The 26,216-nt window shown below is 41.7% G+C and carries 25 protein-coding genes; 7 read left to right on the top strand and 18 right to left on the bottom strand.

The window, feature by feature from the left end; genetic code table 11:
* Positions 1 to 51 precede the first annotated feature (51 nt).
* From A7967_RS19905 to A7967_RS19890, 4 genes are all read left to right on the top strand, one after another.
* A complete protein-coding gene (locus A7967_RS19905) occupies positions 52 to 630 on the top strand; it encodes a glutathione S-transferase family protein (RefSeq protein WP_064436028.1) in 579 nt (192 codons plus the stop codon).
* 16 nt (positions 631 to 646) lie between these two features.
* The gene (locus A7967_RS19900; RefSeq protein ID WP_054206623.1) at positions 647 to 997 is read left to right on the top strand and encodes a DUF2750 domain-containing protein; all 351 of its coding nucleotides are present in this window, start codon (positions 647 to 649) and stop codon (positions 995 to 997) included.
* A gap of 90 nt (positions 998 to 1,087) precedes the next feature.
* Complete coding sequence (locus A7967_RS19895) at positions 1,088 to 1,768, top strand: site-specific integrase (RefSeq protein ID WP_054206624.1); 681 nt, start codon at positions 1,088 to 1,090, stop codon at positions 1,766 to 1,768.
* A 127-nt stretch (positions 1,769 to 1,895) separates the two neighbouring features.
* Positions 1,896 to 4,466, top strand: a complete 2,571-nt coding sequence (locus A7967_RS19890) for a M1 family metallopeptidase (RefSeq protein WP_064436027.1) — start codon at positions 1,896 to 1,898, stop codon at positions 4,464 to 4,466.
* Positions 4,467 to 4,542: 76 nt separating this feature from the next.
* Here the strand turns inward: A7967_RS19890 and A7967_RS19885 are convergent, their stop codons facing one another.
* The 3 genes from A7967_RS19885 to A7967_RS19875 form a co-directional block, all read right to left on the bottom strand.
* Positions 4,543 to 4,839: a hypothetical protein gene (locus tag A7967_RS19885; RefSeq protein WP_157756427.1), complete on the bottom strand. Its 297-nt coding sequence runs from the start codon at positions 4,837 to 4,839 to the stop codon at positions 4,543 to 4,545.
* Positions 4,840 to 4,963: 124 nt separating this feature from the next.
* Entirely contained in the window at positions 4,964 to 5,329 is a 366-nt protein-coding gene (locus A7967_RS19880) for a hypothetical protein (RefSeq protein WP_054206627.1), read from the bottom strand.
* A gap of 103 nt (positions 5,330 to 5,432) precedes the next feature.
* On the bottom strand, positions 5,433 to 6,302 hold the full coding sequence (locus tag A7967_RS19875) for a TolB-like translocation protein (protein ID WP_064436025.1): 870 nt from the start codon (positions 6,300 to 6,302) through the stop codon (positions 5,433 to 5,435).
* Between the two features lie 116 nt (positions 6,303 to 6,418).
* Between A7967_RS19875 and A7967_RS19870 the strand changes: the two genes are divergently transcribed.
* The 3 genes from A7967_RS19870 (at position 6,419) to yjjG (ending at position 8,867) form a co-directional block, all read left to right on the top strand.
* Positions 6,419 to 7,318, top strand: a complete 900-nt coding sequence (locus tag A7967_RS19870; protein WP_054206629.1) for a phosphoribulokinase — start codon at positions 6,419 to 6,421, stop codon at positions 7,316 to 7,318.
* Between the two features lie 329 nt (positions 7,319 to 7,647).
* A complete protein-coding gene (yjjX, locus tag A7967_RS19865) occupies positions 7,648 to 8,193 on the top strand; it encodes an inosine/xanthosine triphosphatase (RefSeq protein ID WP_054452713.1) in 546 nt (181 codons plus the stop codon).
* Complete coding sequence (yjjG, locus tag A7967_RS19860) at positions 8,193 to 8,867, top strand: pyrimidine 5'-nucleotidase (protein WP_054206631.1); 675 nt, start codon at positions 8,193 to 8,195, stop codon at positions 8,865 to 8,867. The genes yjjX and yjjG overlap by 1 nt, the downstream gene beginning before the upstream one ends.
* 79 nt (positions 8,868 to 8,946) lie before the next feature.
* On the opposite strand, the gene lpxC is transcribed toward yjjG, so the two are convergent.
* The 15 genes from lpxC to rsmH form a co-directional block, all read right to left on the bottom strand.
* Positions 8,947 to 9,858: a UDP-3-O-acyl-N-acetylglucosamine deacetylase gene (gene lpxC / locus A7967_RS19855; RefSeq protein WP_054206632.1), complete on the bottom strand. Its 912-nt coding sequence runs from the start codon at positions 9,856 to 9,858 to the stop codon at positions 8,947 to 8,949.
* Positions 9,859 to 9,959: 101 nt separating this feature from the next.
* A complete protein-coding gene (gene ftsZ, locus A7967_RS19850; protein WP_054206633.1) occupies positions 9,960 to 11,201 on the bottom strand; it encodes a cell division protein FtsZ in 1,242 nt (413 codons plus the stop codon).
* Positions 11,202 to 11,222: 21 nt separating this feature from the next.
* A complete protein-coding gene (gene ftsA / locus A7967_RS19845; protein WP_054206634.1) occupies positions 11,223 to 12,455 on the bottom strand; it encodes a cell division protein FtsA in 1,233 nt (410 codons plus the stop codon).
* Positions 12,452 to 13,231 carry a cell division protein FtsQ/DivIB gene (locus tag A7967_RS19840; RefSeq protein ID WP_054206635.1) on the bottom strand — a complete coding sequence of 260 codons (780 nt, stop codon included), beginning with the start codon at positions 13,229 to 13,231 and terminating at the stop codon, positions 12,452 to 12,454. The genes ftsA and A7967_RS19840 overlap by 4 nt, the downstream gene beginning before the upstream one ends.
* Before the next feature lies 1 nt (position 13,232).
* Positions 13,233 to 14,153 carry a D-alanine--D-alanine ligase gene (locus A7967_RS19835; RefSeq protein ID WP_054206636.1) on the bottom strand — a complete coding sequence of 307 codons (921 nt, stop codon included), beginning with the start codon at positions 14,151 to 14,153 and terminating at the stop codon, positions 13,233 to 13,235.
* Positions 14,150 to 15,559: a UDP-N-acetylmuramate--L-alanine ligase gene (gene murC / locus A7967_RS19830; protein WP_054452929.1), complete on the bottom strand. Its 1,410-nt coding sequence runs from the start codon at positions 15,557 to 15,559 to the stop codon at positions 14,150 to 14,152. Before murC ends, A7967_RS19835 begins: the two co-directional genes overlap by 4 nt.
* Before the next feature lie 50 nt (positions 15,560 to 15,609).
* Positions 15,610 to 16,692 (bottom strand): undecaprenyldiphospho-muramoylpentapeptide beta-N-acetylglucosaminyltransferase, encoded by a 1,083-nt coding sequence (gene murG, locus A7967_RS19825; protein WP_054452715.1) that lies wholly within the window; start codon positions 16,690 to 16,692, stop codon positions 15,610 to 15,612.
* Positions 16,689 to 17,864: a cell division protein FtsW gene (gene ftsW, locus A7967_RS19820; RefSeq protein ID WP_054206638.1), complete on the bottom strand. Its 1,176-nt coding sequence runs from the start codon at positions 17,862 to 17,864 to the stop codon at positions 16,689 to 16,691. Before ftsW ends, murG begins: the two co-directional genes overlap by 4 nt.
* Entirely contained in the window at positions 17,861 to 19,186 is a 1,326-nt protein-coding gene (murD, locus tag A7967_RS19815) for a UDP-N-acetylmuramoyl-L-alanine--D-glutamate ligase (RefSeq protein ID WP_064436024.1), read from the bottom strand. Before murD ends, ftsW begins: the two co-directional genes overlap by 4 nt.
* The gene (gene mraY / locus A7967_RS19810) at positions 19,187 to 20,269 is read right to left on the bottom strand and encodes a phospho-N-acetylmuramoyl-pentapeptide-transferase (protein ID WP_054206640.1); all 1,083 of its coding nucleotides are present in this window, start codon (positions 20,267 to 20,269) and stop codon (positions 19,187 to 19,189) included.
* Positions 20,263 to 21,651, bottom strand: a complete 1,389-nt coding sequence (locus tag A7967_RS19805; RefSeq protein WP_064436023.1) for a UDP-N-acetylmuramoyl-tripeptide--D-alanyl-D-alanine ligase — start codon at positions 21,649 to 21,651, stop codon at positions 20,263 to 20,265. Before A7967_RS19805 ends, mraY begins: the two co-directional genes overlap by 7 nt.
* Positions 21,648 to 23,129, bottom strand: a complete 1,482-nt coding sequence (gene murE / locus A7967_RS19800) for a UDP-N-acetylmuramoyl-L-alanyl-D-glutamate--2,6-diaminopimelate ligase (RefSeq protein WP_064436032.1) — start codon at positions 23,127 to 23,129, stop codon at positions 21,648 to 21,650. Before murE ends, A7967_RS19805 begins: the two co-directional genes overlap by 4 nt.
* Positions 23,122 to 24,939: a penicillin-binding transpeptidase domain-containing protein gene (locus tag A7967_RS19795; RefSeq protein ID WP_054206642.1), complete on the bottom strand. Its 1,818-nt coding sequence runs from the start codon at positions 24,937 to 24,939 to the stop codon at positions 23,122 to 23,124. Before A7967_RS19795 ends, murE begins: the two co-directional genes overlap by 8 nt.
* Positions 24,936 to 25,262: a cell division protein FtsL gene (gene ftsL, locus A7967_RS19790; protein WP_054206643.1), complete on the bottom strand. Its 327-nt coding sequence runs from the start codon at positions 25,260 to 25,262 to the stop codon at positions 24,936 to 24,938. The genes A7967_RS19795 and ftsL overlap by 4 nt, the downstream gene beginning before the upstream one ends.
* The gene (gene rsmH, locus A7967_RS19785) at positions 25,259 to 26,197 is read right to left on the bottom strand and encodes a 16S rRNA (cytosine(1402)-N(4))-methyltransferase RsmH (RefSeq protein ID WP_054206644.1); all 939 of its coding nucleotides are present in this window, start codon (positions 26,195 to 26,197) and stop codon (positions 25,259 to 25,261) included. The genes ftsL and rsmH overlap by 4 nt, the downstream gene beginning before the upstream one ends.
* Positions 26,198 to 26,216: the final 19 nt, after the last annotated feature.

Below are 26,216 nucleotides of genomic sequence, written 5' to 3'. Positions count from 1 at the left end.
CAATAAATAAAGCCGCTTTTGCGGCTTTATTCATTTTTATGGAAGATTATCATGAAGCTAATCGGTTCGACCACCTCTCCATTTGCTCGACGTATTCGCATTTGGGCACTTAAAAATAATGCCGATATCCAGTTTGAAAACTTAGATATTTTTTCTCCAGCAGACCGACAAGTTATGATTAATAATAACCCGGCTCGTAAAATTCCTATTTTGGTTGATAACCAACACACAATCACTGACTCCAACACGATTATTCGGTACTTGCTTAATAAAAATAAATTGCCGAGCCTAAGCTGGCAGCATGAAAACTTGCTCACCACCATCAACGCATGTAATGATTCTCTCGTAGAGGTTTTGCTATGCCAGCGCTCAGGTTTTGATACTCATTCTGATAAATTATTTTTTAATCTGCAAAATGAACGCATTGTTGAAACATTAAGCTATTTAAATAACCATTTAACTGATAATGAATTTAATAGCTGTGAATACCTCAGCATCAGTTTATACTGCTTACTTGATTGGATTTACCTTCGCGAACTGATTGACCTAACTCCTTTTAATAAGTTAATTGAGTTTCATCAGGCATATAACCTGCAAGAAGTAGCAAAGCAAACCGATCCACGAATTTAACATTAAGGGTAAACACATGAGTGATATCGAGATTGAATCGGAACTAATCAGTTTTGTAGAGAAAGTACGCCAAAGTGAGCAATTATGGGCGCTAGGCGCTGACGACGGTGGTTTTGTTGTTTGTGATTCAAACCAATTTGAAAACGCCGATGTATTACTCCTGTGGGAAAGTGAAGCTGCAGCAAAAGCCCAATGTAAAGAAGAGTGGGCAGACTATAGCCCTGTTGAAATCAACCTTGATGAATTTTTAGACGAATGGGTTGAAGATCTAAAAAGCGATGATGCACTAGTTGGCCTAAACTGGAATGATGACCAAGTTTGCGTTGAAATAGAGCCCGTAGGTCTTGCCCGCGCGTTAAGCGAATAAGCATTATTTAGCATTGCGTTACTGTGCTGGTTTATTTCCTAAACACTTGGGTATAAACTAGCGCAAGTCTTTACTTTCAAGGTACTTACGTTGAAATCCCATCTTGGTCGCCGCCCCTTTTCCACTATGGAGTTACACACCCTTTCCCATGGCTATATTTATGGGGATATTCGCTTACCTCGAGAGCAAGCTAAGCATTGGCACTTTTGGTTACCTTTGATTGCATATTACAGCGGCGCCTATAGCGATGAAATTGGCCATTTGCAGCTAAGTGATATTATTGTTCATCAGCATATTCTATGTTTTCATTTCCACACTCATGGAAAAATAAAAGCCCGTATTGTTCCCGTACACCAAGCACTATTTGATGCCGGTTTAGACGACTATATCACCTTGGTTAAACAGCAGGGGCATACTCGCTTACTATTTGACTTACCAGCAAAGTCAGGCCGATATAGCGAAAAAGTACGTATCTGGTTCTCTGGTGAAGGAGATCGCGCTGGCTACTTACAAAAGTGTGATATTCCCAGTATCGACCAACTCGGTATGAAAACAGCAATTAGTAGCCTACGCCTCAATTTTGAGCAGCAAATTCGCATTTACGCTATCCAAGCTGATAACAAAGCTGCATTTAATTACCTGCTCGGCTTTAATGAATATGAGCCTACTGATTTTGCAGATGTAGCAACCCTTAGTAATATCATCCAACAAATACGCGTAATCAACCCCCAAGCTCACTGGCAACGGTTCTTGCAGCGTCACACTATTTGATAAACCTTGTTACCAACTACTTCATTACTCACCGAGAAAAAGCTGTTAGGATGATTTGTACGCTACTAAAATTCTTTTTCTATATTTTTAGTACATAACTTCTAACAAGAAAAATCAGGATCCCCTTATGTTTATTAAAAGCCTACTGACGCTCAGTGTCGCTATTGCAGTGAGCTCAGCTCACGCTAATGAATATGTTATTGAAAAGCTGGCAAAACCAAGCTCTCAACACGTATCTTTAACCCTTGATCCAGCTCAAGATACTTTCAGTGGTATGACTGAAATTAGTCTTGAAGTTCTTAAGCCAACAAAATATATTGAGCTTAATGGAGTTGATTATGCAACTCAAATGGTCAAGCTGCTCGGCACAAAAAACTGTGATTTAAGCACTGAAATGCTAAAAACAGGTAAAGTTAAATTTAGCTGTGACGAGCAAATTCAACCTGGTAAATACACCTTAAAAATAGACTTTACTGCCCCTTATAATCGTCAAAGTGTCGGCTTATATAAAACATTAGATCAAGGGGTACCTTATCTATTTACACAATTTGAAATGAGCGATGCTCGCCGCGCCTTCCCTGTTTTTGATGAGCCAAGTTATAAGATCCCATTTCAATTAACGATTACAGCCCCGAGCTCACAAAAAGTCTATGCCAATACACCTGAGTTAAAAACCACTGTAAATGGTGATATGACGACCCACTTCTTTGATAAAACACCACCAATCCCTTCCTATTTAGTGGCAATGGCTGTTGGACCATTTGAAGAGCGTGAAGTCAAAGACATGCCAATACCTGGGCGTATTATTACTCCTCAAGGTAAAATTCATTTAGGTGAATATGCAGCACAAGCGATGCCTAAAGTGCTAGCGGCTCTTGAAGATTACTTTGGTATTCCTTACGTTTATAAAAAACTTGATTCAGTAGCTGTTCCAGAGTTTCCATTCGGCGCAATGGAAAATTCAGGCTTAGTAACATACCGTGAAGATATCTTGCTACTTGATTTAGCAACCGCTACTCGCAGTAAAAAACAACGTAACATCTCTATCATAGCGCACGAGCTTGCACACCAATGGTACGGTAATTTAGTGACCATGAAGTGGTGGAATGATTTATGGCTAAACGAAGCATTTGCAAGCTGGATGGCGGCTAAAATTACAACACAGCTAAACCCAGAATTTGAATCACACCTAGATCTACCGCAAAATAATGTAATGGCATTAGACGCTCGTTTAAGCACTAAACCAATCCGCAAACCAATTAAAACCGAAGCCGATATAATGGATGGTTTAGGCCTAGCTTACAGCAAAGGTAGCGCTGTTTTAGCTATGGTCGAGAATTGGATTGGTGAAGAAGCATTCCAACAGGGCATTCGTGCTTACCTGAAAGAGTTTTCCTATAAAAATGCAGAAGCGGCTGACTTATGGCAAGCCCTTGGTAAAGCCTCGAATAAAGACGTTGCAGGGGTTTTAAAATCGTTTATAGAGCAATCTTCTTTCCCACTCGTAAAAGTAAGCCAGCAAGGTAAAATGGTTACTATTAACCAAAGCCGCTTCACTAACGCAGGTGTTGATGCCCCCGCACAGCTTTGGAATGTACCTGTTGCAATAAAATATGGTGCTGGCGACCAAGTAAAAACTGCTAGCATACTTCTAACCAAAGAAAATCAAACCATTGAGCTTGAGTTTGAACCTGAATGGATTTATCCAGATCAAGGCGCTCTGGGTTACTACCGCTGGGTATTAGACGATAAACAGTTTGCAGCACTAATCAATAAAGCCGCCGATACATTGACTGTACGCGAACGTTTAGCGCTATTATCTGCCGCTGATGCACTGCTAGATGCCGGTGTTATTTCAGCTGCGCATTTAATGCAAACACTAGAGACCTTTATAAGTGACAAGCACCCACGTGTAGCAAATACCGCTTTGGCTTATCTAGCTTCGCAAAAGCGTACCTTTGAAGATGCAAGCAATCAGCACCTTTGGCCTGAATTTATCCGAAAGAGCATCACACCTGCAGCTAAGCAATATGGTTTAACAGCAAAAATAGGAGAAGATGCCGCAATTTCGCAATTACGCACACAGGTTGTTTCTCGTTTAGGGTTTGATGGCGAAGATCAAAGTGTGATCAATACAGCGAAAGCCCAAGCACGTGTTTATTTAAATAATCCAAGTAAAGTAGACCCATATTTAGCATCTACCTACTTAAATTTAGCTGCATTTCATGGCGACAAGAACTTACTTGACGCTTACATGAATACATTTAAAACCACTAAAGACCCACAAGTTCGCACTAAAATGCTCGCTGCGATGAGTTATTTTGGAAAACCTGAGCTACAAAAAGCAGTACTAGATTACAGCCTTACGGATGATGTGACCGCGTCAGATATGCGAACTATTTTATCTGGTCAAAAATATACACCAGAACGTGAAGCGCGATTGATCAAATGGGTTTATACCAATTACGATAGTGTGGCCGCTAATTTACCGCCATTCGCACTGCCGAACTTACCGTATTATACAACTGCCGGTTGTGATGCCAGCAGTTTAAAAACCACTCAAGCTTTCTTCACTGATAAAATATCTGAAGTGCCAGGTTATGCCCGCTCATTAAGCAAACTAGCAGAAGGCATTAACACGTGTATTGCATTAAAAGAACGTGAGTTAGCATCCGTTAATAGCTTCTTAAAGCGTTAACCTTCGCTGTAAACTAAAAAACGGCAAGCCAGTAGTTTGCCGTTTTTTCATGGGTCTGAAGATAAACAACCTAAAACTACCATTCACCGAGTTTAATAACCGATAACACCTGCTTAGTACTATTTGGCAGCTGATAATCTAGATGAGTAAATTTAACTAAAACGTTATCACAACTGCCCGACATACTACCTTCAGTGCTTCTTTCACATACCTTCAATTGATAGCTATGAGTGGGGAGTATTTTTTCAATACTATATGTGATCAGTGTTTCATCTCCACCAGGGTAAGGGTAGTTAGCTGCATTACAGCCACGTAAATTTGCAGACTCAATAAATACCGCTGCGGTTGTATTATCACCATTTAGGTTTGTCATTAATTGTGCAAAGCAACCTGCAGGTATCGGTTCATTGTTACTAACAAACTGGTTGTGCTTTATTGCATAACCCAATCCATTAATTTTTATTAAATAATCATACCTGCGGTTACCTGAAAAAAGCCTAACCATTCATAATTTTAAGCAATAATTCAATAAACTCTTTTGCCGATTTTTCAGTGCCTATTTTAAACGCAACACCATAATGTATTGGATTCGCACTTTTATAAATTCGAGTAGGAAAGCGGGTCATCTCATTATTATGAAAAACATCGCTGATCCGTGAAACCCCATCAAGTGCAGAAAAATCATCACTAAACACTTCAAAAGCTGGGCGAATGACAATTTTAGGTTGGCCGCCTTCAATATGTAAATAAATGGCTTCTTTTGAACTTGGTAGCATAAACTCGGTAATATTCTTTATTTTAAAATTGCTACGACACTTAAGTGCTATTAACTGCTCTGTTACTTGCTCTGCGCTGACTGGCATAATGATCCTTGTTAATTCATTACAATAACGTGATGGCTTACACTACAGTAAAACCATTTAAATAGGTTTAATTAACCACTGCTATGATTAATTAAACCAGCCTTTACTTTGTGCAGACAAAAGCAAGTTGATTATTTAAGTAGCTCATACGAGTAATTTTCGTCTCGCAGTAAGGTGTTAAATCTAGCCACAGGGATACAATCTCAGGTTCACTCAGGTTGCGTTGATAAACGCGATTATCCACAGCATAAATTACAGTGTCTGCACCTTTAAATGCATAGTCTTGCACAGATTTCGGTAACCTAAATAAATCCGTTACTTGATTTTGTTTTGCATCAAAACTTGCCAGCCACTGCTGTTGCTGCTTTGTATAGTTAAAAGTATAAGCACCAAGCTGTTTATTGAACGTAAGCGTGCGGCCAATGTCACTCGCAACTACTTCTGGTTTCGCAGCAGCTACATGGGTGTACTGCAGTGTATGAGGTTTACCTAGAATAAACATCACCACGTCATTATTAATACCCCACGCATGATAACCAACGGGTTCTACCCACTCAAAAATACGCCTTGGCGCAACGTTTTTATCAAACGGATATTGCCATAACTTTTGCTTACCATTAGCTTCAACAACAATTGCAGAAAGAGCGCTGCCGTCAGGTGTTAAGGTAGGCGAATACTCGCTCACAGCAGTATTCGTTAAATTAGTTGTTTGCTGATCGGCGAAATTATAAAAAACGAGCTCTGTTTGGCTTTGCTCATTATTTTGCACTTCTTTAGTGAAATAAATACCACTTTTGGTAAGTAGGGGCTGATTATTGTAAACATCGCCATCAGTAATACGACTAACCTGTAAACCATACTCAGTATTAACATCAGCGAGTAAGATTTCGCTTTTTGGCATAGCCGCTAAACTCGAATACGACGTTATTGCTAAAGTGGCCATTAAGCCCAGCAAAGGTGAAATCAATTTCATATGAATCTCTCATTATTATTCTTCCTCTATAATAGCGCTAATTAAGTGCGCCTGTCACTTGACCTAGCCCCTAACTAACCCTTATAACTAGGGTGCTACTTAAAATGAGAACAACTATGTCAGCTAAACATCCTATTATTGCAATCACGGGTTCATCGGGTGCGGGTACTACCACCACTACAAATGCTATTAAGCATATATTTCGCAGTCTTAATATCGAGGCCGCGTTTATAGAAGGTGATAGCTTTCACCGCTATACACGCCCAGAAATGGATAAAAAAGTACGCGAAGCGCAACAAGAAGGTAAACACATTAGCTACTTTGGCCGTGAGGCAAATGACTTTGCGGCACTGGAAGGGTTATTTAGTAATTATGGGGATACTGGCGCCGGCAAGTTACGTCGCTACTTACACACATTTGATGAAGCTGTGCCATATAACCAACTACCCGGTACGTTTACTCCATGGCAAGAGCTTGAAAATAACACTGATATCTTATTTTACGAAGGGCTTCATGGTGGCGTAGTCGATCAAGATCATGATGTTGCTAAACACGTCGATTTATTGATTGGCATGGTGCCAATCATCAACCTTGAGTGGATCCAGAAATTAATTCGCGACACATCTGAACGAGGTCACTCTCGTGAAGCTGTGATGGGCTCAATAGTTCGCAGTATGGATGATTATATTAATCACATTACACCGCAGTTCTCGCGTACCCATATCAACTTTCAACGCGTACCAACGGTTGATACCTCAAATCCTTTTAGTGCAAAAGATATTCCATCCCTTGATGAAAGCTTTGTTGTTATTCGCTTTAGAGGTATTGACGATGTTGATTTTCCTTATTACTTACGCATGATTGAAGGCAGCTTTATGTCGCGTATTAATACACTTGTAGTACCGGGTGGAAAAATGGGTCTTGCGATGGAGTTAGTTTTAACCCCACTCATTAAAGATATTATCTTAAAAAAACGCGCCCTTGCCGAATTAGCTCCTGTTGACTTACCTATTTAAAAAAACCGCTTGCTGAAATAAATAGCTTATGTATACCCAAGCCACCTCAAGATACAGAATTCAGCGTTTCACAGGGGCTTAATATCAAGGCGTTACTTTGCAGCAATGGCAATCCCTTTTAAGAAGGAACAACGATGAGAGTAAGTTCCTGTGAAACGCCCAAAGGGTTAGTTTAAAAGCGATTTATACTGCGTTATTGATTTTAACAAGGGAACAACCATTATTTGCAATCAATGCCTTGTCTAAATCGCTTTTAATTCCAACGACGCTCGCATCTTGAGGTGGCTTGGGTATACACTACTGACTTCATCATAAAAGGAGAAGTCAGTATGACAGAGTCACTTCGCATTATTGTGGGATCAAAAAATCCAGTGAAGATAAGTGCGGCACGCAGTATCTTTCATCTCTTTTACCCTAACATAGCTATAGATTGCCAAGGTGTTAACGCTCCATCAGACGTACCGGATCAACCTATAGGTGAAGATGAAACCCGAATTGGCGCACAAAATCGCGTATTACATTGCCAACAGCACTATCAAGCCGATTTTTACGTAGCAATGGAAGGTGGTGCAGAGCAATTCAGCTACGGGCCTGCGACCTTTGCTTATGTTGTTATTGCTGATAACCAACAACGTGCAATAGGCCGCAGCAGTAATTTACCACTTCCGCAGAGTCTTTATAACGCATTACTGCAAGGTAAAGAGCTAGGTGATGTTATGGACAATGCGTTTAATACAACCAATATAAAACAACAAGGTGGGGCTATTGGCCTACTTACTAACCATCATGCCACACGTGAAAGCACATACACACAAGCCCTGACCCTCGCTATGGCACCTTTTTTACACCCGGATCTATACAGTAAGGAAGTTTAATGAAGTATACCCACGTTTTATTTGATGCAGACGAAACCCTATTCAGCTTTAATGCCTTTGCAGGTTTAAAAAGAATGCTCGCCACTTATGGCGTGGATTTTAATGAGGCCGACTACCAGCATTATCAAGTGACCAATAAATCATTATGGCTTGCCTACCAAGACAATAAAATTACTGCCAGTCATTTACAAGTAACACGCTTTAGTGAGTGGGCAACAAAACTCAACGTGCCAGCGCAGCAACTTAATGATAATTTTTTAACCGCGATGGCCGAGATCTGCCAACCACTTCCAGGTGCTGTCGAATTACTTAATAGATTAAAGCCTCATGCCAAACTTGGCATTATCACCAATGGTTTTACACAATTACAAGCCCGTCGCTTAGAACACACAGGCCTAAAAGACATGTTTGACTGGTTGGTTATATCAGAACAAGTAGGCATTGCAAAACCGGCCGTTGCAATTTTTGATCACACCTTTAACCTAATGGGTAACCCTAACAAAGAACATATTTTAATGGTCGGCGATACTGCAAACAGTGATATTTTGGGTGCACAAAATGCGGGGATTGATAGCTGCTGGTTGCAGCATCCAGGGGTTGTGTTGCCTGAAGGAATAAAACCAACTTATCACGTTACCGAGCTTGTACAGCTGCAAAATATTTTAGGCTTGTAAAAACTTAGTATTAAAGGCTAGGCAAAAAAAATGACGCTAAATAGCGTCATTTTTTATAACTGTTTTTTAAGCGCTACTATTAAGCTGTAGCTACTTCTAAGCCTGGTGCTGGCATAGTAACTGGGTTTTCAAACGTAGCCCATTCCCATGCTGACTCGGTCGCCATAATTTTACGAAGTAACTTGTTGTTTAAGTCATGACCTGACTTATAAGCGGTAATTTTGCCTAAGATGTTGTGGCCTGTCATAAACATGTCACCAACACAGTCTAAAATTTTATGCTTAACAAACTCATCGCTATAACGCAGACCGTTAGGATTAAGTACTTTAAACTCATCCAAAACTACGGCGTTATCCATGCTACCACCTAGTGCTAGGTTATTTGCATGCATGTATTCTATATCTTTCATAAAGCCAAATGTACGTGCACGGCTAATTTCTTCAGTGAAGCTTTGCGTAGTAATATCTAAACCGATACGTTGGCGGCTTTCATTGATTGCCGGATGATCAAAAGCGATTTCAAAGTCGATATGAAAACCATCATATGGTTCTATCTCAGCCCATTTATCACCTTCTTCAATGCGTACTTTTTCTTTAATACGAATAAAGCGCTTAGCGGCATTTTGCTCTGCTATGCCGCCTTTTTGTAACAAGTAAATGAATGGTAATGCACTACCATCCATTATTGGTACTTCTGAGCTATCTAATTCAACAATTAGATTATCGATACCCATTGCCGCTACTGCTGCAATTAAGTGCTCAGTCGTTGATAAGCGAACACCATCTTTATTTGTTAAACAGGTACACAATTGCGTATCACCAACGGCTTCAGGTGTTGTTTCAAAATCAACAACCGGATCAAGGTCGACACGACGAAATACAATCCCAGTATTTGCGCTCGCAGGTCGGAGAGTTATTGTGACCTTCTCACCTTTATGAAGTCCAATTCCTATGGCTTTGACTATTTCTGCAATCGTACGCTGTTTAATCATAGGTTCGCTCACTTATAGTTACAGTTAGACGGCGGATTATATCACAGATACGACCAGCTGCCAAATTCGTTTGTTTTTTAATCAGCACTTTTACATTTTGATTAGTCTGCTTGTTTTCTTAAAAAAGCAGGAATGTCAAAATAATCACCACCATCCGATTTGTCTGATTTTTTACTACCATTCTCAACAGTTTTACTTGCGCTTGTTTGTGGATTCATCGTCGAATCATGCTTTTCAGCTTTAGCTGCAGAGCTTGTTTCTTCACTGCTGCCTTGACTTGCAAAGCTTGGCACGTACATGCCACTTGTTTGACTGCTTGAACCACTAACATCAGAACCTGACGCTTTCTTAAAGCCATTATCAACAATACCAAACTGTGGACGACGATCGCCGCCTAAACCCGTAGCAACAACTGTAACACGTAGTTCGTCTGTCATTTCAGGGTCGATTACCGCACCCACAACCACCGTTGCGTTTTCAGATGCTAATGCTTTAACGTGATTACCGACAATTTCAAACTCTTCAATCGCAATGTCCATACCTGCGGTGATATTAACCAAGATACCTTTAGCACCCGTTAAATCAACATCTTCAAGTAATGGGCTAGAAATAGCGGCTTCAGCTGCTTCTTGTGCACGATCAGGACCCGATGCCGACGCTGTGCCCATCATCGCAGTACCCATAGCAGACATAACTGTACGTACGTCGGCGAAATCCACGTTAATCAAACCAGAGCGTGTAATTAACTCCGCAATACCTTGAACCGCACCAAATAATACGTCATTTGCTTTAGCGAACGCATCTAGAAGTGTAGTCCCTTTACCTAAAACTTTAAGCAATTTATTGTTAGGAATTGTAATAAGTGAATCTACAATTTCTGACAATTCGTTAATACCTTGATCAGCGGCTGCTGCACGTTTCTTGCCTTCAAAATCAAACGGACGCGTTACAACTGCCACTGTTAAAATACCCAGTTCTTTCGCTATTTTTGCAACCACGGGTGCTGCGCCAGTACCTGTACCGCCACCCATACCAGCTGCAATAAATACCATATCTGCACCTTCAAGGCTGGCACGAATTGTATCTGCATCTTCCTCCGCAGATTGACGGCCAACATCAGGATTTGCCCCAGCACCTAGCCCAGATGTGATCTGAGTACCAAGTTGCACCGTAATATCAGCTGAAGAATTACGTAATGCTTGCGCATCCGTATTTGCAGCGATAAAACGCACACCTTCAATTTGCTGTTTAACCATGTGCTCAACCGCGTTACCGCCGCCACCGCCCACGCCTATTACTTTTATGACAGCTTCTTCGCTGTGTTGTTCCATAATATCAAACATGTTTACTCTCCGACTTGAGCATTAAAACTCGCCTTGAAACCACTTAGTTATGCGGCTCCACAAATTGTTATCACCTTCAGGTTTCGACTTTTGTGCATTCATCGATTGCATTGTGCGGCCGTACTGCAATAAACCAACCGCGGTTGCATATGAAGGGTCATCTACATAATCAGTCAAGCCAACTATCCCGATTGGCTTTCCTACTCTTACTGGCATTTGGAAGATATCTTCAGCTACTTCCATCGCGCCCGCCATTTTAGCACTACCGCCTGTAATGACGAGTCCTGCTGCAATTTGGTCTTCTAACCCTGAACGACGGATTTCTTCCATCGCCAGTTCAAATAATTCTCTAAAACGTGGCTCTACAACCTCAGATAAGGTATGACGCGACATTAAACGCGCTGGCCGACCACCTACACTCGGTACTTCAATCGTATCTTCACTGCTGGCCATTTGGCTGCTCGCACACGCATATTGTACCTTGAGTGATTCAGCATGCGAAATCGGTGTACGAAATATTTTTGCAATATCACCCGTTACTTGATTTCCCGCAACGGGGATAACTGCAGAGTGACGCAGCGCACCATTAATATAAATAGTGATGTCCATTGTGCCACCACCAATATCCAATACAGCAACGCCTAGCTCTTTTTCGTCATCGGTTAATACTGAGTAACATGACGCTAAAGCAGTAAAAATGAGTTGATCAACTTCAAGCCCGCAACGCTCTACACATTTCTCAATATTCTTTGCCATGTCATTAGAGCAGGTAATGATGTGAGCACGAGCTTCCATTCGTACGCCGCTCATACCTAAAGGATTTTTTATCCCTTCTTGCATATCAATACTGTATTCTTGTGGTAATGCATGCAACATTTTGCGTTCAGCAGAAATTGGTACTGAACGTGCTATATGAATAACATTATCAATGTCTTCATCTGTCACTTCGGTATTATTAATTGCAACAACACCATTTTCATTTTGACACTGAATATGCTTTCCTGAAATCCCCAAGTAAACTGAACTAATACGGCAATCAGCCATTAATTCTGCTTCATCGATAGCCCGACGTATTGATTCAGACACTAAATTGAGATCGTTAACACCGCCTTTATCCATACCATGAGATACTTGGCTGCCAACCCCAACAATGCTGAGTTTGTTATCTGCGGTGATTTCACCAACCGTGGCCACCACTTTTGAGGTGCCAACGTCTAATCCTATCACGAGGTTTCTTTCTGCTGACTTAGTCATGCCTTACTCTTATTTTGTATTTGCTCTTCTTCCAGGAGCTTCCAGCTCACAGCAAGACCGGTATCATACCGTAAATCCACAACATCTACTTGTGCATCTGCACGTTTTTCCATGCGTGGGTAAATATCTATAAACCGTTGTACCCGTTTAGCTTTTTCTTTGCGCCCTAAATTAAGACGGATACCGTTTTCAAGCCATAACTGCCATGAAAAACGCTCTGACAAAGCTAAACTTGTTAACTTAAAATTATTTAATGTGAGCATTTCATCAAACTGTTTAAAGGCAACCCATGCTTCAAACTCACTACCTTCGGGGCCATACAGTTGCGGTAACTCAACACTGAGCTTTGAACTTGCAGCCTGAAATACTTCACCTTTTTGGTTTATGAGTAAATCACTATTCCAAACAGCCACGGCTTGATGCTCAACTACATATACTTGTAGTGTATCTGGCCATTGCTTACGTACTGATGCGGTTGCGACCCAAGGTAACTCTTGCACCAAATACTGTACATGCTTAACATCTAAATCAAAAAAACTCGATAAGTCAGCTTTTTTTATTGCGCCAATAATAGCTTTTTCATCGGTATATTCGGGTTCGCCTAATACCGTTAAGTGCTTTATTTGCGCATCTTTATTTTCTACCAGCCACTGCCTTACGCCACTCGTTATTTGCACTAAGCCAAATACAACGATTAAAAAAAAGCTAACACCAAAAATTAGCGACCAATTTAGTTGCTGTTTTAATTGTTGCGCTTTTTCTAAAAAGGCATGCATATTAAAGCGTTTGCTCCAAAATGCGAACAACTAATTGCTCAAAGCTTGCGCCGTTTGCTTTAGCCGCCATTGGCACCAATGATTTCTCAGTCATTCCGGGCACTGTATTCACTTCTAATAGGTAAAAATTACCATCCGCATCTTGCATGGCATCAACACGCCCCCAGCCACTGGCGCCCACTAATTCAAATGCAGCAAGTGCCATTGCCTGTAAATGCTCAGTATCACTAGCAGATAAATCTGCCGGACAGTGATATTGCGTCGTATTTGATTGATACTTTGCTTGATAATCATAAAAGCCATTTGGTGTGGTCATTTCAATTACCGGCTGTACGTCATCACCCAATACTGTAATGGTAAATTCACGCCCTGTTATCCATTGCTCTACTAATACTTGGCTATCGAATTTAAATGCCTCAGCTAAAGCAGCATCCAGTTCTTGTGCATTGTTTGCTTGCGCCATACCAATACTAGAACCTTCATGTGATGGTTTAACCATTACTTTTTTTAGCTCATTCATTATCGCGGTTGTATCAAAGCCATGTTTGCTATCAACCACCGCGTAAGGTGCTGTGCTTAAGCCCGCTGATTTAAATAAGTGCTTACAGCGGATTTTATCCATTGCCAACGCTGATCCTAATACGTTACTGCCTGTATATGGCAACCCCATAAATTCAAGCGCGCCTTGAATAGTGCCGTCTTCACCACCGCGGCCATGTAGAGCAATAAATACACGTTCAATACCTAATTCTTTTAATTGCCACAAAGGCTGCTCTTTTGGGTCAAACGCAATAGCATCAACGCCCGCATTTTGTAATGCGTTCAATACAGCCTGCCCTGATTTTAGTGATACTTCGCGCTCTGCTGAGTGACCACCTAACAACACGGCAACTTTGCCAAATTGCGTATTTAATTGCGTCATACTTTTACCTGTTTCAATTGCTCTATCGACAACGATGTTGCTGCGAGTGTTTTTACTAATTGGCCAATATTACCAGCGCCTTGCGTCAATACTAAGTCATTATCTTGTAATATGTTTGCTAATACACCCGCTAACTCCGAGCTGCTAGCAATATGCAATGGCTCTTTGCCTCTTTGGCGCAAACTACGACAAAGGCTTTTACTGTCAGCACCTATAATCGCCTCTTCGCCAGCGCTATATACATCTAAGAGTAGAAGCTGATCAACATCAGCCAATACTTTAACAAAGTCTTCATACAAATCACGCGTACGCGAAAAGCGATGTGGCTGATAAATCATGACTAGGCGTTTATCAGGCCAACCTTCTCGTACTGCGGCAATAGTGGCGGCCACTTCAGATGGATGATGACCATAATCGTCTACCAGCATCACATTACCACGCTCATTTTCAAACTCGCCATAGTGCTGAAAACGACGTCCGATGCCTTCAAACTGTTGTAAAGCTTCTAAAATTGCGTGATCGGCTATCTTTTGATCTTTTGATACTGCAATAGCGGCCGTTGCATTAAGTGCGTTATGTTTGCCTGGCATATTTAACTTCACGCTCAGCTCATCGCCTTGCTTATTACGCACTTTAAACTGACTTGTATTTGCTGTTTGGCTAAAGTCAGTCATACGGTAATCAGCATCAGCAGCCTCACCATAGGTGATCACAGGGCGACCAAAGCGCGGTATCAGCTCAGCAGCCACTTCAGAATCAATACAGACAACGGCAAGACCATAAAATGGTAAGTTATGAATGAAATCGACATAGGTGTCTTTCATTTTTTCCAAACTACCACCGTAGGTATCCATGTGATCTTCTTCTATATTTGTGATCACTGAAACCATTGGCTGTAAATGTAAAAATGATGCGTCACTTTCATCCGCTTCAGCGATTAAAAAATCACTTTTCCCCACTTTAGCATTGCTACCAGCACTGTTAAGCAAGCCACCAATAATAAACGTTGGATCAAGCCCTGCTTGGCCATATATACTGGCGATTAAACTCGTTGTTGTCGTTTTACCATGCGTACCAGCGATGGCAATACCATGGCGAAAACGCATAAGCTCAGCGAGCATTTCAGCGCGACGTACAACAGGTATACGCGCCGCTTTGGCCGCTATTATTTCTGGGTTTGTTTCGTCAATCGCACTTGAAACAACAACCACATTGGCATCTTTTATATTATTCTCGTGATGACCTATAAATACTTCGGCGCCAACTTTAATTAAGCGCTCAGTCATCGCACTGTGCGCAATATCAGAGCCCGTAATTCGGTATCCTTCAAATGCAAGCACTTCAGCAATACCACCCATGCCCGCGCCACCAATGCCTATAAAGTGAATAGTATCTATTCGTCTCATGGCTGGACGATTAGTTTTTTGAGCGACGTTTGTCGATTTATTAAATTCGTTCACACAGTTCTCTTTTTATTTGTTACTTGCTCACAATGTTTGGCAACCTGCGCCGTCGCATTTAGCACAGCAAGACCTTTAGCGCGGCTTGCCATTTCATTAATTAACTCAGGCTCATTTAAATACGGGCTCAATAACAAGGCAAGTGCCTGTTGATTAAACTGCCCCTGCGGCATGAGTAATGCCGCATTGCCTTCAACTAAAAATTTTGCATTTGCGGTTTGGTGATCATCCACCGCATGAGGATAAGGCACAAACACCGCCATTTTACCTGCGGCAGCTATCTCGCTTACAGTTAACGCACCAGCACGACAAATAACAATATCAGCCCAACTATAAGCAGCATCCATATCATCTATAAATTCAGCAACTTTAACTTGCTCGGTACTCATTTTTTGCTCTGTGTATGCTTCACTCACAGCGCCTAAATGCCCTTTCCCAGTTTGATGCCAAACATTTATTTCACATACACTAGTAAGCTGCGCAAACGTTGTTGGTAGTGTGATGTTAAGTACCTGAGCACCTAATGATCCCCCTACCACCAGCATATTGATTGGATTGCTAGCATTGCGAACTGGTACATGAGCAACGCTTTCGCGTACTGGGTTACCCACCACTTCACATGCACCTTTAGCAAACGCGCTCGGAAAGGCAGCCAACACCTTATTCGCAAATTTTGCTAGCCACTTATTACTCATTCCGGCCACCGCATTTTGCTCATGGATCACCAGCGGAATACCTAAACTTTTTGCCGCAATACCGGTCGGTCCTGTTACATACCCCCCCATTGCTAACACAACATCAGGGCGCTGTTTTTTCAGCACTTTGCGCGCTTGTAAAATGGCATTAATAACCATAAAAGGCGCTTTAATTAACCGTGCGAAGCCATTGCCACGTACGCCTTTGACATTTATAAAATCAATATCAATATTGTGCTTAGGGACTACTTGCGCTTCCATACGATCAGCGGTACCAATCCAGCTTACTTGCCAGCCTTGCTGTTTAAGGTAATCAGCCACAGCAATCCCTGGGAATATATGCCCTCCCGTACCACCAGCAACGACTACTAATTTTTTACTCATCGTTTACCTCCTCGGGATGTTGCTTGTTTGGTTGCCATTTTTGTTTCAAAATCTACTCGCAATAGAATTCCCGCTGCGATTGTCATAATTAATAAACTAGAGCCGCCATAAGAAACAAACGGTAAAGTGAGTCCTTTGGTTGGTAAAATACCCGCACTTGCGCCGACATTTACCATGGTTTGAAACGCAAACCAAATACCAATCGCAAACGCAAAGTAGCCTTCGTATTCTTTGCCACATTTTAATGCTTGTTGACCAATTAATAATGCTCTAAATACCAAGGTGCCGAACACCAATAAAATACTTAATACACCAACAAAACCGAGCTCTTCGCCAATCACTGCAAAAATAAAGTCATTATGTGCCTCAGGTAAATACTGCAACTTTTGAACGCTATTACCTAACCCTTGACCAAACCAACCACCTTGACCATATGCCATTAGCGATTGCACCAACTGATAGCCTTTACCAAACGGATCGTCCCATGGTTCTAAAAAGCCAACCACTCGCGCCATCCTATATGGCTCTACAATGATCAACAGCACGACTAAACCAATACCAGTTAAAATCAGTGCGAAAAACTGCCATAGCTTAGCGCCAGCTAAAAATAATAAGCCAACGGTGGTAACAAACATCACCACCACAGTCCCGAGATCTGGCTGTAATAAAATTAATGCGGCATACACAGCAAACACTGCAATAGGTTTAGCAAAACCTTTGATGTTCTCTTGTACTTCAGCGCGTTTACGCACTAAATAACCCGCTATATAGCTAAAAAAGTACAACTTTGCAGCTTCAGCAACTTGAAAACCCACTGGCCCAATAGGGATCCATCGTTTGGCGCCATTTACTTCTCGCCCAACAATCAGCACCACAATCAATAACACCATACCCAATAATAGTAAGTATGGGTTAGAGCGTTTCCACCATGTCATAGGCACACAACACGTAATCCAAAAGAGCGCTAGACCCATAGCTAAAAACATACTATGGCGAATAATAATATGATACGGATTGTCAAATAGTCGCTCAGCGGCAGGCATTGAAGCACTTGTAACCATGACAAAGCCCAAACCAATTAACATAATCACACAATACAACAGTGGAGCATCATACAACTGTGCTGATTGCTTGGGGGTTAATGCATCACGAATATCAGCAAATGTTGTCATAGCGACACCCGCTTTACACATTCGCTAAAATGATCGCCGCGTTGCATGTAATTATTGTACATATCAATGCTGGCACAGGCTGGGGCAAGTAACACAATGTCTTGGGCAACAGCAAGTTGCTTAGCAAGCTCAACTGCTTGTTCCATATTTTGCGTTAAATGGCTTTTGTTTGTTAGCGCTGCTAGTGCATTGGCATCTTTACCAAAACAAATAAGCGCTTTTACTTGCGCTTGTAAATACGGTTTTAAGCTATTGAGATCTGCGCCTTTAGCATCCCCTCCAGCAATCACAATTAGCTGCTTAGCTTGATCTGATAAACTATCTATTGCTGCGATAGTTGCACCGACGTTCGTTGCTTTAGAGTCATTAAAATATTTAACTCCTGCAAGTTCTGCTACAAATTGGCAGCGATGAGCCAAGCCATTAAATTGGCTAAAAGCTTCATGGTAGGCAGTTTTACTAATCGAAAATGGGCTCAATAATGCCATTACTGATAAAGCATTTAAGTGATTATGACGCCCAACTACCTTTAAACTATCTACAGGTAATAACGCTTGCTGCATTGCACTAAACTGGGCGCAACCGTCTTTGTAGGTAATCGAGTAATCAGCATCACTAATGCCAAAACTCAACTGTGGTTGCTGTGTGGTATGTGTTGCACTATCAGCAGCATTTACCACTGCAAGTTCTGTATGTCGGTAAATTGTTAGTTTTGAGTCAATATAAGCGTGATAATCAGCATAACGATCTAGGTGATCTTCAGATATATTCAGTACTGTTGCACTCGTTGATTTTAAACTGTGTGTAGTGTCTAGTTGAAAACTCGATAGCTCTAATACATACACATCAAAGTCAGCACTGAGTAAATCCAGTACGGCAGTTCCAATATTTCCACCTAAACCAACTTTGTACCCTGCAGCTTTAAGCACTTCATAAGCCAAGGTAACAACGGTTGATTTACCATTAGAGCCTGTCACCGCTACAACGGGTTTTGTATTTAAGCGGGCAAACAGTTCAACATCACCAATCACTTCTACGCCCGCAGCCATTGCGGCGACAACTGCGGGTGTCGTCAAACTCAAACCAGGGCTAATGATGATTATATCAGTGCTGTTTAGATTTGCAGTTGCCAAGTCACCAAAGTGAGTTTCTAAATTAGGCGCATGCTGTTTAAGCCAATCAGCGCCAGGTGGACAACTGCGACTATCAACAATATAAGGAGTAAAAGCATGAGACATTAAAAAACGCACAATGCCCAGACCGGTAACACCGAGTCCGAGCACTGTTATATGTTTGTTTTTTATCTCGTTTAAATACGTCATTTACCTAATCTTTAATGTAACTAGACCCGCTAACACGAGCACGATCGAAATAATCCAAAAACGTACGATAACACGAGGCTCTGGCCACCCTTTTAATTCATAGTGATGATGGATTGGCGCCATTCTAAAAATCCGCTGGCCACGTAACTTATAGGAACCAACTTGCAAAATAACCGACAAGGCTTCCATTACAAATACTCCGCCCATTATCACTAATACCAATTCTTGACGGACTAATACCGCAATAATTCCCAGCGCTCCACCTAAAGCAAGAGATCCTACATCACCCATAAATACTTGCGCTGGATAAGTGTTAAACCATAAAAAACCAAGCCCTGCCCCGACGATCGCAGTACATACCACAACTAACTCACTGGCTAATGGTAAGTGTGGAATGTGTAAATAAGCTGAGAAGTTTACGTTACCGGTTAAATAAGCAATGATTGCCAATGCCGCAGCCACTAAAATTGTTGGTACAATCGCTAAACCATCTAAACCATCGGTAAGGTTTACCGCATTAGATGTTCCAACAACGACAAAATACGTCATTACGATGTAAAACAAACCCAGTTGCGGTAATACATCTTTAAAAAATGGCACAACTAACGATGTTTCATTTGCATGATTTGCTGTAAAAAATAAAGCGCAAGCAACCACCAATGCAATTACTGACTGCCAAAAGTATTTCCATCTGGCGATCAAGCCTTTTGGATCTTTGCGGATCACTTTACGATAATCATCAACAAAACCCACCAGACCCAACGAACCAATCACAAATAATGTAGCCCACACATACTTATTGGCTAAATCTGCCCATAATAATGTACTGGTAAAAATAGACGCTAAAATTAATAGGCCACCCATTGTAGGTGTGCCCTTTTTAGATAAATGCGACTCTGGGCCGTCATTTCTGACAACTTGGCCTATTTGCATTCTTTGCAAAGCGCGGATCAGTTTAGGACCAAAATATAATGAGATTAATAACGCCGTTAAAATACCAAATACAGCGCGTACAGTAAGGTATGAAAATACATTAAATGCACTGTAATATTGGGTTAAATACTCTGCCAGCCAAACTAACATTCAGATACTCCATTGTGGCCACTTTGCTGGCTATTAACTAAATCTTGTACAAGTAATTCCATTCGAGAACTGCGCGATCCTTTTACGACTATGGTGGTTTTTTGTGATGTGTTAGCTAAGCCAGCTTGCAATTGTAGTAGGAGTTGATCACGGCTTGAAAAATGACGATTCGGTTTTTCAAATTCATCACTCGCATATTTGCTCAGTACACCAAGAGTATAGAGTTCATCAATACCTTTTTGCTTAGCATACTCGCCGACTTGTTGATGATACATACGAGCGTCTTCACCAAGCTCACCCATATCACCAAATGCTAAAATACGTTGACCTTGTATATCGCTCAATAAATCGATTGCTGCTTTTACCGATTGCACATTCGCATTGTACGTGTCATCAATGACGGTTAATGTATCGCTAACTTTTATGATATTGACACGCCCTTTAACTTCTCCCATTGAGCCAAGCGCAGCTGCAATATTTTCAAAGCTAACTCCAAACTCACTGGTAAGTGCTGTAGCAATCAATGCGTTTGCAACGTTATGTCGCCCAGGTAAAGCAAGCCTTACTGGTACTCGTTTTTCTTTAGTGCAAATAAAGAAAGAGGCGTGAGCCTGCTCATCTAAGCTGATATCCTCAGCCCAGATATCCAGCTTTTCACTGCTTGAAAAGCACTTAATATTGCGTCCTTGTAATTTATTAAGCCAACGGTCACTAAATTCACTGTCGCAATTAACAATGGCTACGCCGTGCTCTTTCAAACCATCGTAAATTTCACCTTTGGCAGTGGCAACGCCCTCCAATGAACCAAACCCTTCAATATGTGCAGCAGCCACATTACACACCACAGCCACATCCGGTTTAGTCATCGCCGCAGTATAGGCAATCTCACCGATGTGATTGGCGCCAAGCTCAATAACGGCGTATTGATGATGAGGCTCCAAACGTAATAAAGTCAGAGGTACGCCAATATCGTTGTTAAAATTACCTTTTGTTGCAAGCACGTCACCATGAGAGGCTAAAATAGCAGCACACATTTCTTTTACAGTAGTTTTGCCAACACTGCCTGTAATTGCAATTGTTTTTGGTGCAACGCTAGCCATTACCGCTGAGCCAATTTCACCCAAAGCAATTCGTGTATCTGCCACTACAAACTGAGGCAAATCACATTCAATAGCATGATCGACAATAGCTGCGATAGCGCCTTTTTCTTTTGCTTGCTGAATAAATTTATGGCCATCGAAATTAGGCCCTTTTAATGCTAAAAACACCTCACCATCACATACTGTGCGGGTATCCGTGTTAATATTTATAATCGTTTGATTACCACCTTGGTAATCGGTTGCCAGCACATTTGCTAGCCAATCAAAATCCATAGGGATCATAACTGCGATCCTCTTCGTTGTTGTTCTTTTAGATGTTGTTGTACAAACTTACGATCACAAAAATCAAGGCGCTGAGTACCGACAATTTGATAGTCTTCATGCCCCTTACCTGCAATCAAGATCACTTCACTTGGCTGTGCATTATCAATCGCATAAGCAATAGCTGCCGCGCGATCAGCTTCTAAATGAATAGCCTTGCCCTGTGTAAACCCTACTGCTACATCGTTAATGATCTGCCACGGATCTTCGCTGCGTGGGTTATCACTGGTCACAATAACCTTATTAGCATGTTGCTCTGCCGCGTGGGCCATCATAGGGCGCTTACCTTTATCTCGGTCACCACCACAACCAAAAACGCAGCTCACACCACCCGGAACATGTTGTTGTAATGCTTGTAGTGCAAGAGCTAATGCATCTGGTGTATGTGCATAATCAACAATACAGGTTGGTTGGTTAGGTGCACTAAACGCCTGCATACGCCCAGCAACAGGCTGTAAACTTACACACCCAGCAGCAAGTCTATCCAGCGGATACCCTAAACCTAGCAGCGTCGCAATCGCGGCCGCTAAATTATATAAGTTAAATTCACCAAAGAGCGGGCTATTAATTGAGATATTACCCCAACTTGTTGTTAATGTAGCTGAAATACCTTCTTTATGGTAACTAACATCAGTAAAGTACACATATTTAGCACCTGTAGGAACAAGCCCTTTTCGCCCATAACATACTAGGTTGGTAAAATCGTATTCCTTTAGCCAATTTTGAACCTGACTATCATCTTGATTGAGTACCACTAACTGCGCGTTAAAATCACGTAAAAGCATTAGCTTTGCAGCAGCGTAGCTTGCCATATCACCATGGTAATCTAAGTGATCACGTGACAAATTAGTAAATACCGCAGCTTTAAATGTTGTTTTTGCAACACGCTGCTGTACTAAACCATGCGATGATACTTCCATGGCAACTAACGTGTTTTTCTGTGTAATAAGTTCAGATAAAATTCTCTGTAAATCAACACACGATGGCGTGGTATTAATCAGTGGCGTTAGCTGTTCAGGTTGGCCATAACCCAAAGTGCCAATAATCGCCGACGCGGTATCGCAATAATTAGCTAAGTGAGCAATCATTGCTGTAGTCGTCGACTTCCCGTTTGTACCTGTTACACCAATTAACTCAAGCTGCTTACTTGGCCGCTGGTAAAAATGACTCGCTAATGCTGGTAATTTTTTATCTAAATCAGAGACCAAGTACAACGGCTCAAAGTCACTCTCAAATTCACACAAGCGATCCGCTATAACTGCTGCCGCACCATTTTCAATTGCTTTTTGTATAAACTGACCACCATCTAATTCATGGCCTTTAATTGCAACAAATACATCACCTGGCTCTACATCTCGGCTGTCCAAGCGTAACTCGTTCACTAATAAGCTACTGGCCGCTATCTCTAAGTGCTTTAAAATTGTTTGTAAATCACGCATCATCATCTTTGCCTTTGACGTAAGCAACCGAGCCTTTATCGGGAGCCACGTTTAAAATTCTTAACGCGTTAGAGATAATTTCTGCAAATGCAGGGCCTGCTGTCGCACCACCATAATAAACATCTCCACCGGGCTCATTGATCATTACCACCACAGCTAAACGCGGATTACTCGCCGGTGCTATGCCTGCAAAATAGCCAACATATTCGTCACCATAACCACCTGCAGCGGCTTTTTTAGAAGTACCCGTTTTACCCGCTGCACGATAACCATCTACTTTAATACGGCTGGCGGTTCCGCCCTCTTCAAAAACGCTTTCCATCATATTCACAACGGCTTCAACATCTTGTTGTTGAAATACACGCTCACCCTCAGGAACTGAGTCTTGCTTTAAAACGGTGAGCGGTCGATTCACACCACCAGCACCTAACATTGCATAAAAGCGTGCCATTTGAGCCGTACTAACAGCAATATTATAACCAAATGATAATGCTGCAATTTCATGATCAGACCAGCGACGATTTGGATAAAATAAACCGCTGCTTTCACCAACCATCCCAGTGCCCGAATCAGTCCCAAAACCCACTTTTTGATATAAACCAACAAAGTAGTCTTTCGGTAGTTCTTGGCTAATTTTTGTCACGCCCATATTACTGGAGTACTTTAAGACCTCTCGCAGGCTCATTTCGCCATGATTACGGGTATCTGTAACTAAGCTACCTCCCAATCGCATCCAACCTGGAAAAGTATCAACTTTATCACCAGCTTGAATTGTGCCGTAGTCTAATCCAGCCAAAATGGCTAGAGGCTTAACGGTTGAGCCTGGTTCGAACAAATCTGTAATAGCACGATTACGGCGTTTATGAGGGGCGGCATCATTAAGGTTGTTTGGGTTAAAAGACGGGCTGTTAACCATCGCTAATACTTCGCCGGTTTTAACATCTACCACCATCGCTGAGCCTGAGCTCGCTTTGTATGTCAATACCGCTGACTTAAGGGCTTTGTAGGCAATAGCTTGAATACGCTGATCAATACTTAATTGGATATTTTCAGGCTCAACGCGCTCACGCTCATCAAGCACTTCTACTTCACGTCCTTGAGCATCTTTACGAATAGTCCGGCGGCCTTCTTCGCCAGTCAGCGCATTTTCATAAAGTTTTTCAATACCTTCAATGCCTTTACCATCAATGTTAGTAAAGCCTAAAACATGGGCGGTTACTTCACCTGCAGGGTAATAGCGTTTTGATTCATCTAATAAATGAATACCTGGCAAGCGTAAGTCACCAATGTAATTTGCAACCGCTGGCGTTACTTGGCGTTTTAAATAAACAAAACGCCGAGTTGCATCATCACGTAATCGGCTTGTTATTTTTTTCGGCTCAATACGTAAAACATCTGCAAGCTCACGCCATCGTAAATCGTTTTTATAATAAAGCGCGACTCGCTGTTGTAGTAACGGTTTGTTCTTAGCAAGGGCTTTGTGATCTTCACCCTCTTTTTTAGCTTGTTTAAGTACTTTTGCAACCAAAGATTTATGTAATGCTTTAGGATCTGCGTATACACTCACAACAGGTACACTCACAGCAAGTTCTTTACCATGGCGGTCAAAAATCATGCCTCGCTGTACATGTAACTTCTCAACACGCACAGTTCGTTTGTTGCTCTCAGAGCGAGCTTTGTCTGGCTCAATAACTTGTAGATACGCAGCACGAGAAACTAAGGTTACAAATACCAACAGCACCACAGAGCACACCAGCATAAAACGCCATGTGCTCAATGTATTCGCTGGTTTTTTTCCTCTATTTCTCATGGCAGTATAATCACCTGTTCATCTTGGCTGGTTGGCCGTTTCATTTCTAATTGCATTGTGGCAATTTCTTCAATGCGCACATGCTGTGAATAAAACTCTTCTTCAACTAATAGATAACGCCACTCTAAATCAAGCTCATCTCGTTCCTGCAAGAGCTGATCTTGTTTAATCAGTTCTTGGCGTGCTAAATAAGTGCTTTGTACGACGCTCAAACTTGAAGCGAATATCAAAACCAACAAGGCCGAGGTTAGCTTATTCGCTCCTAGGCCTTTGATTATTTCTAAAAATAAGTTGGGTTGTCGATGATTCGCTTTAGCCTTCATCCCAATCTCTGTGCCACCCTAAGTACTGAGCTGCGTGAGCGTGTATTACGTTCAACTTCAGCCGCACTTGGTTTTATCGCCTTACCTACTGCTTTTAACGTCAGGTTTTTATTTATTTGTGCGTCTGTTAAAGGCAGACCTCTAGGTAATGCTTCTCCCTTACTCTGTTTTCTAATAAATTGTTTTACAATACGATCTTCTAAAGAATGAAATGAAATAACCACTAAACGTCCACCCGGTTTAAGCACTTTAACCGCAGACTGTAATGCTGTTTGAATTTCTTCCAATTCACTATTGATGTAAATTCGAATTGCTTGGAAAGTACGCGTAGCGGGATGTTTAAACTTATCTTTTACAGGCACTGCCTCATCAACTAAATCAGCTAACTGCTTAGTCGTCGTAATCGGTGTGTGTTCACGTGTTTCAAGTATTTTGTGTGCTATGCGTTTACCAAATTTCTCTTCGCCCAGCTTTTTTATCACATGAGTAATGTCGTCTAATTCTGCCTCAGCTAACCACTGTGCTGCGCTGCGACCTGAGGTAGGATCCATTCGCATATCTAAAGGACCATCTTTCATAAAGCTAAAGCCACGCTCAGCATCATCAAGTTGCGGAGATGACACGCCGATGTCTAATAAAATACCATCAACTTTACCAATGAGATCGTTTTGCTCCGCTACTTCGTATAACTTAGAGAATCGGGTGTGAGCAATGGCAAAGCGCTTATCATCTGCAAATTTTTCTGCTGATTTGATCGCTTGTGGATCTTGATCAATTGCCTGCAGTCGGCCAGTCTCACCAAGGCGCGCCAAGATTTGTCCAGAATGTCCGCCGCGGCCAAATGTACCATCCATATAAATACCGTCTGGCTTAATTGCTAGACCCTCGATGGTTTCGTCCATTAATACGGAAATGTGTTCAAATTGCGCTGTCATTAGCTATTTTTTGCCTTTT

Source organism: Pseudoalteromonas neustonica, from assembly GCF_001653135.1.
GTDB lineage: Bacteria > Pseudomonadota > Gammaproteobacteria > Enterobacterales > Alteromonadaceae > Pseudoalteromonas > Pseudoalteromonas neustonica.
Note: the sequence above shows the minus strand (reverse complement) of the source record. Positions and strands in the feature narration are given on the sequence as shown.